This window comes from Plasticicumulans sp., assembly GCF_035331805.1.
GTDB lineage: Bacteria > Pseudomonadota > Gammaproteobacteria > Competibacterales > Competibacteraceae > Plasticicumulans.
Window position 1 is genome coordinate 1 of record NZ_DAOLKE010000085.1, and the last position, 12,106, is coordinate 12,106.

Below are 12,106 nucleotides of genomic sequence, written 5' to 3' on the forward strand. Positions count from 1 at the left end.
TTCCATGCACTTGACCCGTGCATCCATCGATCTGGACTGCACTTCCATGCACTTGACCCGTGCATCCATCGATCTGAACCGTGCTTATATCGACCTGAACAGCAGTTGCACGCGTGTGACCCGCAGTTCGATCGACCTGAACCGCGCTTGCACACGCGTGACCCGTACTTCCATCGATCAGGAACCGCACATGGACGTGCGTGATGCCGGTCACGGCCGGCCATACGCTGCGGCCGGGCATCCACAGCTTCGCAGGAGGGGCTGATGCGTGCATGGCAAGCGCAGGAAACCACGCTCACATTGCAGGATTCCCGGAACAACCGGCCGGAACAGCCCTGCAATCACCCAGAAACACGCGAAATGACGGCTGCGCTGCCTTCGGCCCGGTCTGCGCCCCCCGCGACCCTCCCCGGCGTCGCCACCGGATCAGGACGCCAGCCGCGCACAAACGCCGCCGCCCCGCTTCCCTTGCGGAAAGCGGGGCGGAGACAGGGGCGAAACCGTGTGCCGATGCCGGATTACAGGCTGCTGCGCTTGGCGATCGCCTTCGGCCGGCGCTTCTTCAGACGCGTGGCTTCGCGCGTGCGTGCCTCGGCGGCGGCGATCAGCAGTTCGTGCGTGCCGCGCGTCTCGCCGTTCTCGGACGGCGTGCGCTGCACGTAGGAACCGTCGGACTGCATGTCCCAGGCGCTGCGCCGCTCGTTGAGCTGGGTGTCGAGGATCGCGCGCAGCTCCAGCCGCGCCTCCGGGTGCTCGACCGGCGCGACGACCTCGACGCGGCTTTCGAGGTTGCGCTTCATGCAGTCGGCCGAGCCGATGAAGTATTCCTCATGGCCGCCGTTGCGGAAGTAGAACAGCCGCGGGTGTTCGAGGAAGCGCCCGACGATGCTGATCACGCGCACGCTCTCCGAAATCCCCGGCAGGCCCGGACGCAGCCGGCAGGTGTCGCGCACGATCAGGTCGACGCGCACGCCGGCCTGCGCGGCGCGGTACAGCGCACGCACGATGTCGGCGTCCTCGAGCGCGTTCATCTTGAACTGGATCAGGCCGGGGTTCTTCGTGGTGTGCAGGCGGATCTCGCGCTCGATGCGATCGAGCAGCGCGGGCTTCAGCAGCTTCGGCGCCGGCAGGAGCTTGCGGTAGTTGCGCTTGGGCGTGAAGCCGGTGGTCAGGTAGTTGAACAGCTCCATCAGGTCATCGCCGATCACCTCGTCGGCGGTCAGCAGGCCGAGGTCGGTGTACAGCCGCGCCGTGCCCGGGTGGTAGTTGCCGGTGCCGATGTGCGCGTAGCGGCGCAGGCCCGAGTAGTCGCGGCGCACGACGAAGATGACCTTGGCGTGGGTCTTGAGGCCGACGACGCCGTAGTTGACGTGGATGCCGGCCTCTTCCATGCGCTCCGCCCAGCGGATGTTGGCGGCCTCGTCGAAGCGCGCCTTCAGCTCGACGACCACCGCCACCTGCTTGCCGTTGCGCGCGGCCTCGACCAGGTACTGGATGATCCGCGCATCGGCCGAGGTGCGGTACAGCGTCATCTTGATCGCCAGCACCTTCGGATCGCGCGCCGCCTCGCGCAGGAAGCGTTCGACCGAGGTCGCGAACGACTCGTAGGGGTGTTGCAGCAGGATGGTGCCGGCGTCGCGGATGGCGTGGAAGATGTTCGGCGAGCCGGCGAGCTTAGGGTGGTCGAGCGGACCGTGCGGCGTGTCGTGCAGTTCGGGGCGGTCGACGCCGGCGATCTGGAACAGGTCGCGCATCGCCATCATGCCGCCGACATCGAACACGTCGGTGTCCTCGTCGAGACCGAGTTCGGCGGCGAGCATGCCGCGGTGCACCGGGTCCATGCCGCGGTTGACCTCCAGGCGCACGGTCGGCGCGAAGCGCCGCTCGCGCAGCTCGGATTCGATCAGCAGCAGCAGGTCGTCGGCCTGATCCTCGTCGGCCTCGACCACGGCGTTGCGCGTGACGCGGAAGCACTCGACCGCCTCGATGACCATGCCCGGCACCAGCAGGTCGAGGTTCTCGGCCATCACGTCCTCGAGCGGCACGAAGATCGTGTTGTTCTCCAGGGCGATCAGCCGCTCGACGCCCTGGCCGGTCGGCACCTTCACGCGCATCAGCGACACCTGCTCGTCGTGCGGGTAGCGCACCGTCACCAGCAGGTTCAGCGACAGGTTGGAGATGAACGGGAACGGATGCGCCGGGTCCATCGCCTGCGGCGTCACCAGCGGCAGCACCGTGCGGATGTACATCTGGCGCAGATCCGCCTGCTGCTCGGTCGTGAGGTTGCGACAGCGCCGCACGTGGATGCTCTCGGCGATCAGCAGTCCGTGCAGCACGCCGGAGAGCACGCGCATCTGCTCGTTGATCTCGCGCACGGCTGCGTAGCACTCGCTGAGCTGCTGGCGCGGCATGCGCCCGTCGACGCTCGGCGTGCGCACGCCGGCGGCGATCTGCTGCTTCAGGCCGCCGATGCGCTTCATGAAGAATTCATCGAGGTTGGAGCTGACGATCGCGAGGAACTTCACGCGTTCGAGCAGCGGCGTGCGCGCGTCCTCGGCCTCGTGCAGCACGCGGCGGTTGAACGCCAGCCAGGTCAGCTCGCGGTTCAGGTACAGCTCGGGGCTGTCGAGATCGGGCGGTACGGCATTGCTGACGGCGGGAATGGCCGGGGTTTCGGCCGGACCGGCAACCGTGAGGATCGGGGAATTGGCGCTGCGCGCCTCGACGGCTGCCGGCGCGTCGGCCGGCAGCAGCGGGTCGAGTGGTGGAACGGACATCGTGCGGGAACTCCGGTGGCTCGCGACGGCCGCCGCCGCCGGTGACCGGTGCATCCGGACTCGAAGCCGGCAACCGCACGCGCACGCACCGACAGACGGCGTCTGCCCATTTTGCGACGCTTTGACGACAGTCGCATGACGGTTTGATTACGGATGTCGCGCGGCTTCAGCGCGTCGCCACCGGGGCTGCCGCCGGCCTGACCGCCGGCGTCACGCGCCAGACGGTGTTGCCGACATCATCGGCGACCAGCAGCGCCCCGTGCGCGTCGATCGCAACCCCGACCGGCCGGCCGCGCGCCTGATCGCCGTCGCGAAAGCCGCCGAGCACCTCCTGCACGGCGCCGTCGGGCCGGCCGTCGCGAAACGGCACGAACACGACGCGATAACCGGCCGGCGGCTCGCGGTTCCACGAACCGTGCTGGCCGATGAAGGCGCCGTTGCGGTACTGCGGCATCAGCATGCCCGAATAGAAGCTCAGGCCGAGCGAGGCGGTGTGCGCACCGAGCGCGTAATCGGGCTGCAGCGCCCGTGCGACCAGCTCCGGGCGCGGCGGCTCGACGCGGGCATCGACGTGCGCGCCGTAGTAACTGTACGGCCAGCCGTAGAAGCCGCCGTCCTGCACCGAGGTCAGGTAATCCGGCACCAGATCGCTGCCGAGTTCGTCGCGCTCGTTGACGACGGTCCACAGCTGCCCGGTCTGCGGCTGCCAGGCCAGACCGTTGGGGTTGCGCAGGCCCGAGGCGTAGACGCGGGTTTTGCCGCTGCTGCGCTCGATCGCGAGGATCGCCGCGCGGTTCTCCTCGACCGCCATGCCGTTCTCGGCGACGTTGCTGTTGGAGCCGACCGTCACGTACAGCGTGCGGCCGTCCCGGTCGGCGATGAGGTTCTTGGTCCAGTGATGGTTCAGCGGCCCGCCGGGCAGGTCGGCGAGCTTCACCGGCGCGGCGCGGATCTGCGTGTCGCCGCGCCGGTACGGGAATCTCAGCAGCGCATCGGTGTTGGCGACATAGAAATCCTCGCCGACCAGCGCCATGCCGAACGGCGAGTTCAGTCCCTCCAGGAACACCGTGCGCGTTTCCGGCCGGCCGTCGCCGTCGGCATCGCGCAGCAGCGTGATGCGGTTGGCGCTCGGCGTGCTGCTGCCGGCGCGCTTCATGAACCATTTCATGATCCAGCCCTTCAGCCCCTGGCCGTCCTCGGGCTTCGGCGGGGCGTCGGTCTCGGCGACCAGCACGTCGCCGTTCGGCAGCACGTACAGCCAGCGCGGATGCGCGAGCCCGTCGGCGAAGGCCTGCACGGCGAGCCCCGGCGCCGGCACCGGCGTCACGCCCTGCGGCCAGCCGCTGGCCTCGGCGACGTTGACGGTCGGGATCAGCGTGCGCTTCGGCTCTGGGAGCTGCGGTGCCGGTCCGTAGCCGGCCTCGGCCGGCAGCGTCGCGGTCTCGCCGCAGCCGGCGGCGAAGACGGCAGCCAGCAGCAGGCCGGCGAGCGGCACATGCCGCGACTCGCGGCCGGCGACGGGGCGAAACGGGGCGGCAGGCATCGGCGGACTCCGGCGGCACGGGGGGATTGCCGCTGTGCGACCGGCCGGCCGCCGGCCCCGTTCCGGGGCATGAACGTTTGCTCATGCCCCGGAACGGGACCGGCGCGCAGCGCAGCGCCGGGTCCTGCCGGCTTTCAGGCCGCCGCCGGTTCCGCCGGCACCGGGAAGTCGATGTCGGTCTGCGCGACCTCGTTCAGGTAGTTGGTCAGCACGTTCAGCGCGACCAGCGCCACGAGTTCGACCAGCTCGCCATCGCCGTAGCCGGCCTCGCGCACCGCGGCCAGATCGCCGGGGCCGACGTGGCCGCGGGTCTCGGCGACGCGACGCGCGAAGCGCAGCGCCGCATCGGCGCGCAGATCGTGCGAGCGGCCGCGGCGGTTCTGCGCGATCTCGTCGGCATCGAGCCCGGCGAGCCGGGCACCGAGCCAGGCGTGCGCGGCCAGGCAGTAGCGGCAGCCATCGTATTCGGCGATGGCGAGTGCCACGCGCTCGCGGGTCGCGGCGTCGATCGCGCCTTTGCCGAGCGCGCCGTGCAGGCCGAGCAGGCCTTCGAGCGCCGCCGGGCTGTGCGCGGCGACGCGAAACAGGTTGGGCACGGCACCGAAGGCAGCGTGCACGGCATCGAGCAGCGGCCGGGACGCGGCCGGAGCGGCCTCGATCGACGGGAAGGCGGGGATGCGGGACGTGTCGTTCATCGTGTCGTTCATGGCGGCATGGCTCTCGGCAGGTTCGGCGGCCGGGAGCGCCGCCGATGCCGAGCCAGTGTGATTGCCGATGCCGGTGACGATAATCCGTTTGCTCTGCACGACATCATTGCGTCAGACGGAGGAATCCATGGACCGCCATGCCACGCTGCTTGCCTTCGTCAGCGTCGTCGACGCCGGCGGCTTCGCCCCGGCCGCGCGCCGGCTCGGGCAGTCGCCGGCCGCAGTCACGCGCCTGGTCGCGGCGCTCGAAGCCCGGCTCGGCGTGCGCCTGCTGGCGCGCACGACGCGGGCGGTGACGCCGACCGACGCCGGCCAGCGCTATCTGGAGCGGGCACGCGCGCTGCTCGCGGCCTTCGACGAGGCCGACGAAGCCGTGCAGGATGAACGCAGCCAGGCGCGCGGACATCTCGTGGTCGCCGCTCCGCTGCTGTTCGGGCGGCTGCACGTCGCGCCGCTGCTGGCTGGCTTCCTCGCCGATGAGCCGCGGGTCAGCGCCGAGCTGCGCCTCGGCGATCACTACGCGCAGCTGATCGAGGAGCGCATCGACGTGGCCGTGCGCATCGGCCCGCTCGCCGATTCGACGCTGGTCGCGCGCCCGGTCGGCAGCGTGCGCTGCGTGCTGGTCGCCGCCCCCGATTATCTGGCGCGGCACGGCCACCCGCAGACCCCGGCCGCGCTGGCCGCACACGAACTGATCGCCTGCACGGCGCTGACGAGTGCCGCGGAGTGGATCTTCGGCGACGAGGCCCGGGCGCTGCGCGTGCCGATCGCCCCGCGCCTGCGCAGCAACAGCGCCGATGCAGCCCTCCTGTACGCCGAGCGCGGCGGCGGCATCACCGCGCTGCTGTCGTATCAGGTCGCCGAAGCCGTGCGCGCCGGCCGGCTCGTGTCCGTGCTCGGCAGCTTCGCCCCGCCGCCGCTGCCGGTGCATCTGGTCTACCCGAGCGCCCGCGGCCTGCCGGCCCGCACCCGGCGCTTCATCGATCGCGTCGTCACGCAGGCCGACTGGCAGTTCGCGGATCTCTGAGCCCTGCGCGCCGCCCGTGCGTTCATCCGGCAGCGCAGTCCTGCGCACGCGCGAAGGAAGGCAGCGGGGAATGCTTCCTGCGCATGTGACGACTTGCAGGGCTGACCGACATGTGCTTCGTCCAGAGCAGCATAATTGATAATTTATCGGTTAATACAGTTATAAAAACCATCATATCTGCAGGATTTGATTGATTATTGAACTTATCAGGGCAAACAGTGCGAAAACCGGCCAGAGCGGCGATTACGGGCTGATTACGGGTTGCGCAGGCAGCTGTTTTCGACTGCAGACCCCCGGCATCAGCCCCGCCGGCGCCCGGCGTGGCCGGACCTGTCACGGCCGGCGCCGTGCCGATGGACGATTCGTGCATAGCAGCAGGTCGTGCGCGGCCGGCACGCGGCGCGCGGGCGTGGCTCGAAACCCGGGCTGACGGCCGGCCTGCGCCGGGCCGCCGGCTTCTGCCGTTTCCGTTCCGGCCCGTCCGGAGCCGAAGTCCGCCGCTGCCGGCCGGCTGTCAGGCTGCCTCGCTGCCTGCGGTACCCCGACCGGTCCGTCTTCCCGCCCGCGTCGAGGAAAACAACCCGTGGACGACTGCCTGCATCTGAAGATCACCCGCCGCCGGCTGCTGATCGCGAGCGCCGTGTCGGCCAGTGCGGCGGCGCTGCCGTCGCTGTCGGGCGCCGCAAGCCGCGATGCGCCGCAAACCGCGGCAGTCCCGGTGCAGCAGCGCGTGAGGCTGCGCATCAACGGCGAGGTGCACAGCCTCGAACTCGATACGCGCACGACGCTGCTCGATGCGCTGCGCGAGCATCTGCAGCTGACCGGCACCAAGAAGGGCTGCGATCACGGCCAGTGCGGGGCCTGCACGGTGCTGCTCGACGGCCGGCGCATCAACGCCTGCCTGACGCTCGCCGTCATGCACGAGGGCGCCGAGCTCACGACGATCGAGGGCCTCGGCACGCCCGGACGGCTGCATCCGATGCAGGCGGCCTTCGTGAAGCACGATGCCTTCCAGTGCGGCTACTGCACGCCGGGCCAGATCTGCTCGGCCCTCGGCATGCTCGATGAACTGCGTGCCGGCCAGCCGAGCCACGTCAGCGCCGATCTCGAAGCCGCACCGACACTGAGCGCCGACGAAATCCGCGAGCGCATGAGCGGCAACCTCTGCCGCTGCGGCGCCTACTCGAACCTCGTCGAAGCGATCACCGAAGCCGCCGGGAGCCGCGCATGAAACCGTTCACGTATGAACGCGCCGGCTCGCCGCAGGCAGCGGTCGCCAGTGCCGCCGCGCATCCGGGCGCGCGCTTCATCGCCGGCGGCACCAACCTGCTCGATCTGATGAAGCTGGAGATCGAGACGCCGGCGCACCTGATCGACGTGAACGGCCTCGGTCTCGATCAGATCGAGGGCACCGCCGACGGTGGCCTGCGCATCGGTGCGCTGGTGCGCAACAGCGATCTCGCCGCCGATGCGCGCGTGCGCCGCGACTACGCGCTGCTTGCGCGCGCGCTGCTCTCCGGCGCCTCGGGGCAGCTGCGCAACCGTGCGACCACCGCCGGCAACCTGCTGCAGCGCACGCGCTGCCCGTACTTCTACGACAGCGACCTGCCGTGCAACAAACGCCTGCCCGGCAGCGGCTGCGCGGCACTCGGCGGCTACAGCCGCCAGCACGCGATCCTCGGCGTCAGCGAGGCCTGCATCGCCGCGCATCCGAGCGACATGGCCGTGGCGCTGCGCGCGCTCGACGCCGTGGTCGAGACGCTGCGCCCGGACGGCAGCACGCGCAGCCTCGCGCTGGCCGACTTCCATCGCCTGCCCGGCGAGACGCCGCAGGTCGAGCACGCGCTGGAGCCCGGCGAACTGATCGTCGCCGTGACGCTGCCGCCGCCGCCCGGTGGCCGGCACGTGTACCGCAAGGTCCGCGACCGCGCCTCGTACGCGTTCGCGCTGGTCGCGGTCGCCGTCATCGTCCAGCCCGACGGCCGCGGGCGCGTCGCGCTCGGCGGCGTCGCGCCGAAGCCGTGGCGCCTCGAAGCAGCCGAGGCCGAACTGCCGCGCGGTGCGTCCGCCGTCGCCACCGCGCTGCTCGCCGAGGCACGCACCACGCGCGAGAACGCCTACAAGACGCTGCTGGTCGAGCGCACGCTCGCGGCGGCGCTGGCCGAAGCCCGGAGCTGAGCCGATGAAATTCGACACGCCATCCGCTGAAAACCCCACTGATCGCCTGCGTGTCGTCGGCCAGCCCGTCGACCGCATCGACGGCCCGCTGAAGACCACCGGCCGTGCGCCGTATGCCTACGAGCATCACGACGGCTTCACGGGCGGCTTCGCAGACGGTCTCGCCAGGCCCGCGTACGGTCATGTGCTCGGTGCCGGCATCGCCAGGGGCCGCATCCGCTCGTTCGATGCCGAAGCAGCGCGCCGCGCGCCCGGCGTGCTCGCGGTGATCAGCGCCGACAACGCCGGCCCGCTCGGCCAGGGTCCGCGCAACACCGCGAAGCTGCTCGGCGGGCCGCGGATCGAGCACTATCACCAGGCCATCGCGCTGGTCGTCGCCGAAAGCTTCGAGCAGGCGCGCGCCGCGGCGCGGCTGATCCGCGTCGAATACGCGCGCGAGGCCGGCGAGTTCGATCTGGCAAAGGTGCGCGACAGCGGCCGGGCGCCGCAGGACGAACCCGACCGCCGGCTCGGCGACTTCGCCGCGGCCTTCGCCGCCTCGGCCGTGCGCATCGACGCCGTCTACCGCACGCCCGACCAGTCGCACGCGATGATGGAGCCGCACGCATCGATGGCGGCCTGGGACGGCGATCGGCTGACGCTCTGGACCTCGAACCAGATGATCGCCTGGGGCCGCGCCGATCTCGCGAAGACGCTCGGCATCAGGCCGGAGCAGATCCGGCTGCTGTCGCCGTACATCGGCGGCGGTTTCGGCGGCAAGCTGTTCGTGCGCGCCGATGCCGTGCTCGCTGCGCTCGGGGCGCGTGCGATCGGCCGGCCGGTCAAGGTCATGCTTGCGCGGCCGCTGGTCTTCAACAACACCACGCACCGGCCGGCGACGATCCAGCGCATCCGCATCGGCGCGACCGCAGACGGCCACATCCACGCGATCGCCCACGAGAGCTGGTGCGGCAACCTGCCGGGCGGCAGCGCCGAGACGGCGACCCAGCAGACGCAGCTGCTCTATGCCGGCGCCCATCGCCTGAGCGCGCTGCGCCTGGCGACGCTCGACCTGCCCGAAGGCAACGCGATGCGCGCCCCGGGCGAGGCACCGGGACTGATGGCGCTGGAGATCGCGATCGACGAGCTTGCCGAAAAGCTCGGCCTCGATCCGGTCGAGCTGCGCATCCGCAACGACACGCCGGTCGATCCGCACGACCCGCAGCGGCGCTTCTCGCAGCGCCAGCTGGTCGAGTGCCTGCGCACCGGTGCCGCGCGCTTCGGCTGGGCGCAGCGCAATCCCGTCCCCGGCCGCACCCGCGCCGGCCGCTGGCTGCTCGGCCACGGCGTCGCCGCGGCGTTTCGCAACAACCTGGTCATGAAATCCGGCGCGCGCGTGCGGCTCGGGCGCGACGCACGCGTGACGGTCGAGACCGACATGACCGACATCGGCACCGGCAGCTACACCGTCATCGCCCAGACTGCCGCCGAGCTGCTCGGCGTGCCGCTCGCGCAGGTCGACGTACGCCTCGGGGATTCGGACTTCCCGGTCTCGGCCGGCTCCGGCGGGCAGTGGGGCGGCAACTGCTCGACCGCCGGCGTCTACGCCGCCTGCATGCGTCTGCGCGAGCAGATCGCGCAGCGGCTCGGCTTCAGGGATGCCGCGGCCGTGCGCTTCGCGGACGGCGAGGTGCAGGCCGGCGGGCGCGTCGCACCCCTTGCCGATGCCGTGCGCGACGGCGAACTGCTCGCCGAGGATTCGATCGAGTTCGCCGGTCTCGACCGCAAGTACCAGCAGTCGACCTTCGGGGCGCACTTCGTCGAGGTCGGCGTCGATGCCGCGACCGGCGAGACGCGCGTGCGCCGGATGCTGGCCGTATGCGCGGCCGGGCGCATCCTGAACCCGAAGACGGCACGCAGCCAGGTGATCGGCGCGATGACGATGGGCGTCGGCGCCGCGCTCAGCGAGGCCTTGCACGTCGACCCGCGGCTCGGCTGCTTCGTGAACCACGACCTTGCCGGCTACGAGGTGCCGGTGCACGCCGACATCCCGCACCAGGAGGTCATCTTCCTCGACGGAGCCGATCCGGTGTCCTCGCCGATGAAGGCCAAGGGCGTCGGCGAACTCGGCCTGTGCGGCGTCGCCGCCGCCATCGCCAACGCCGTCTACAACGCCACCGGCGTGCGCGTGCGCGACTACCCGCTGACGCTCGACAAGCTGCTCGGGCAGATGCCGGCACCGGGCTGATCCACGCGGCAGCGGCCCGGTGCTGCGGCCATCGCAGCCGCCACCGCGACTTGCCGCTTTCCGCCCTCCTGCAAGCTGTCCGCCGGCTTCAGGGACGCCGTGCGCCACGTGCGCATCCGCCCTGTTGACGTGGGCGCGTAGTGTAACTACGTTTGTAGTTACACCATGCGGTGATCCACGGATTCAAGCTTCTGTCGCCCGATCGATCAGGCGAAGGCACATCCTGCCGGCGCCCGGAGCCTGCGATGTCCGATCGCTATCAGGAGCATGGTTTCGACGATCACGTCGAATGGGCGTGGGATGAGCAGAAGAACGCCAGCAACATCGAAAAGCACGGCATTGATTTCCAGGACCTGCCGCGGGTGACGGCCAGCCCCATCCTCATTGCCCGGGACACCCGCAGGGACTATGGAGAAATCCGCTGGCAGGCCATCGGCAGGATTCAGGGCATCACGATCGCCTTCGTGTTCACGGAACGCGAACCCCGCATCGTCAGAATCATTTCTGCGAGGAAGGCCAGCAAGAATGAGCGCATCGCATACGAAACCGCCATCCGCGACCGACTGGGCCCGTCTGCAGGCGATGACGGACGATGACATCGACTTCTCCGACGATCCGGAACGCGACGCACATTTTCTGGCGCAGGCCGTGATCTGGCCGGGACCGAAGAAGCAGATCACGCTGAGAATCGATGCCGATGTCCTCGGTTATTTCCGGGAACAGGGCAGGGGCTATCAGACACTCATCAACCGCGTGCTCAGGAAATACGTCGAGGCGCAGAAGAATCGTGCCTGATGGGCCCTGCGCCCCGCGGCTGCCTGCATGCCCTGATCGCCGGCGTTGAGGAGGGAACCCGGCGCGCGGTCCGTTTCGCGAATGACCGCGCTGCCCGGGACGGCCTGCGCCGGCAGTCGCGCTGCAATGGCCTCACGCTGCCCGCGCCCATTCCCGCACCGCATCCCGCCCCGGTCCGTACGCGCCGTAACCGGCCCTCAGCCCCAGCCGCTGCGCGTACCACGCCAGGCAGCGCTCGCGCGGCACCTGCACGAGTCCGCCGTCCGCGACGTGCGGGATCACCTCGTCCATCTGGTCGAGGCAGCTGACGATCAGCTCCGCCGTCACCGCCAGCGCGCCGGCATCGGCGAGGTCGGTCCGGATGTCGGTGGCGAGGCGGTCGAGGTCGAGCCAGCCGAAGCGCAGCCGGCCCTGCCAGTCGTTCGGGCGGTTGGTCGCATCGCGCACCGCCGCGGCCGGTGCGGCCGGCAGTTCGTGCGCGAGCGGGCCGGCGCCGTGGCGGGTGGCGTAGGCGCGGGTCGCGTACTGCACCTGCAGCGCGTCGAGGCCGGCCGTGCGAGTCAGCGTCACGGCGTTGCGGATGCCGGTGTGCGAGCGCGTGACGTGCGGGAAGGCGCCGCGGTCCATGTCGAGGCCGAGCCCCTGCGCGCCCTCGAAGATCAGCGGCCGGCCGCGCAGCACGCCGGCATCGCAGACCTCGACTGCGGCCAGGAAGCGCGCGCAGTCGTCGACGAAGCGTGCGAGCAGCGCTTCGTCGTAAGCCACCGCTGGCAGCCGGTCGAGACCGAGCGCCGCGGCGCGCGCGGGCAGCCAGTCGCGGCGGATCGCTTCGAGCCGTTCGCGCAGTCGCAC

11 protein-coding genes and 1 pseudogene are annotated in these 12,106 nt (G+C 70.5%); 7 read left to right on the top strand and 5 right to left on the bottom strand.

From position 1 onward, the window contains the following. A pseudogene (locus tag PKE44_RS08205) lies at positions 1-265 on the top strand (hypothetical protein); the annotation flags it as partial. A gap of 253 nt (positions 266-518) precedes the next feature. Here PKE44_RS08205 and ppk1 read toward each other — a convergent pair. From ppk1 to PKE44_RS08220, 3 genes are all read right to left on the bottom strand, one after another. Beyond that, positions 519-2,777, bottom strand: coding sequence for a polyphosphate kinase 1 (gene ppk1, locus PKE44_RS08210; RefSeq protein ID WP_324549939.1), 2,259 nt, complete (start codon positions 2,775-2,777; stop codon positions 519-521). A 166-nt stretch (positions 2,778-2,943) separates the two neighbouring features. Beyond that, entirely contained in the window at positions 2,944-4,320 is a 1,377-nt protein-coding gene (locus PKE44_RS08215) for a sorbosone dehydrogenase family protein (RefSeq protein ID WP_324549941.1), read from the bottom strand. Between the two features lie 134 nt (positions 4,321-4,454). Then, positions 4,455-5,015 (bottom strand): carboxymuconolactone decarboxylase family protein, encoded by a 561-nt coding sequence (locus tag PKE44_RS08220; protein ID WP_324549943.1) that lies wholly within the window; start codon positions 5,013-5,015, stop codon positions 4,455-4,457. 139 nt (positions 5,016-5,154) lie between these two features. Between PKE44_RS08220 and PKE44_RS08225 the strand changes: the two genes are divergently transcribed. After that, the gene (locus PKE44_RS08225) at positions 5,155-6,054 is read left to right on the top strand and encodes a LysR family transcriptional regulator (RefSeq protein WP_324549944.1); all 900 of its coding nucleotides are present in this window, start codon (positions 5,155-5,157) and stop codon (positions 6,052-6,054) included. Between the two features lie 22 nt (positions 6,055-6,076). Here the strand turns inward: PKE44_RS08225 and PKE44_RS08230 are convergent, their stop codons facing one another. Further along, positions 6,077-6,424 (bottom strand): hypothetical protein, encoded by a 348-nt coding sequence (locus PKE44_RS08230; RefSeq protein ID WP_324549946.1) that lies wholly within the window; start codon positions 6,422-6,424, stop codon positions 6,077-6,079. A gap of 213 nt (positions 6,425-6,637) precedes the next feature. Between PKE44_RS08230 and paoA the strand changes: the two genes are divergently transcribed. The 5 genes from paoA to PKE44_RS08255 all read left to right on the top strand — a co-directional run bounded on the left by paoA (position 6,638) and on the right by PKE44_RS08255 (position 11,254). Beyond that, positions 6,638-7,285 (top strand): aldehyde dehydrogenase iron-sulfur subunit PaoA, encoded by a 648-nt coding sequence (paoA, locus tag PKE44_RS08235; RefSeq protein WP_324549948.1) that lies wholly within the window; start codon positions 6,638-6,640, stop codon positions 7,283-7,285. Beyond that, a complete protein-coding gene (locus PKE44_RS08240; RefSeq protein ID WP_324549950.1) occupies positions 7,282-8,232 on the top strand; it encodes a xanthine dehydrogenase family protein subunit M in 951 nt (316 codons plus the stop codon). Before paoA ends, PKE44_RS08240 begins: the two co-directional genes overlap by 4 nt. A 4-nt stretch (positions 8,233-8,236) precedes the next feature. Continuing rightward, positions 8,237-10,459 (top strand): aldehyde oxidoreductase molybdenum-binding subunit PaoC, encoded by a 2,223-nt coding sequence (gene paoC / locus PKE44_RS08245; protein ID WP_324549952.1) that lies wholly within the window; start codon positions 8,237-8,239, stop codon positions 10,457-10,459. 245 nt (positions 10,460-10,704) lie between these two features. Further along, positions 10,705-11,055, top strand: coding sequence for a BrnT family toxin (locus PKE44_RS08250; RefSeq protein WP_324549954.1), 351 nt, complete (start codon positions 10,705-10,707; stop codon positions 11,053-11,055). Continuing rightward, positions 10,985-11,254, top strand: coding sequence for a BrnA antitoxin family protein (locus tag PKE44_RS08255; protein ID WP_324549956.1), 270 nt, complete (start codon positions 10,985-10,987; stop codon positions 11,252-11,254). Before PKE44_RS08250 ends, PKE44_RS08255 begins: the two co-directional genes overlap by 71 nt. A gap of 132 nt (positions 11,255-11,386) precedes the next feature. On the opposite strand, the gene PKE44_RS08260 is transcribed toward PKE44_RS08255, so the two are convergent. Next, on the bottom strand, positions 11,387-12,106 hold a 720-nt coding region (locus PKE44_RS08260), incomplete at its 5' end, for an adenylosuccinate synthetase (RefSeq protein WP_324549958.1).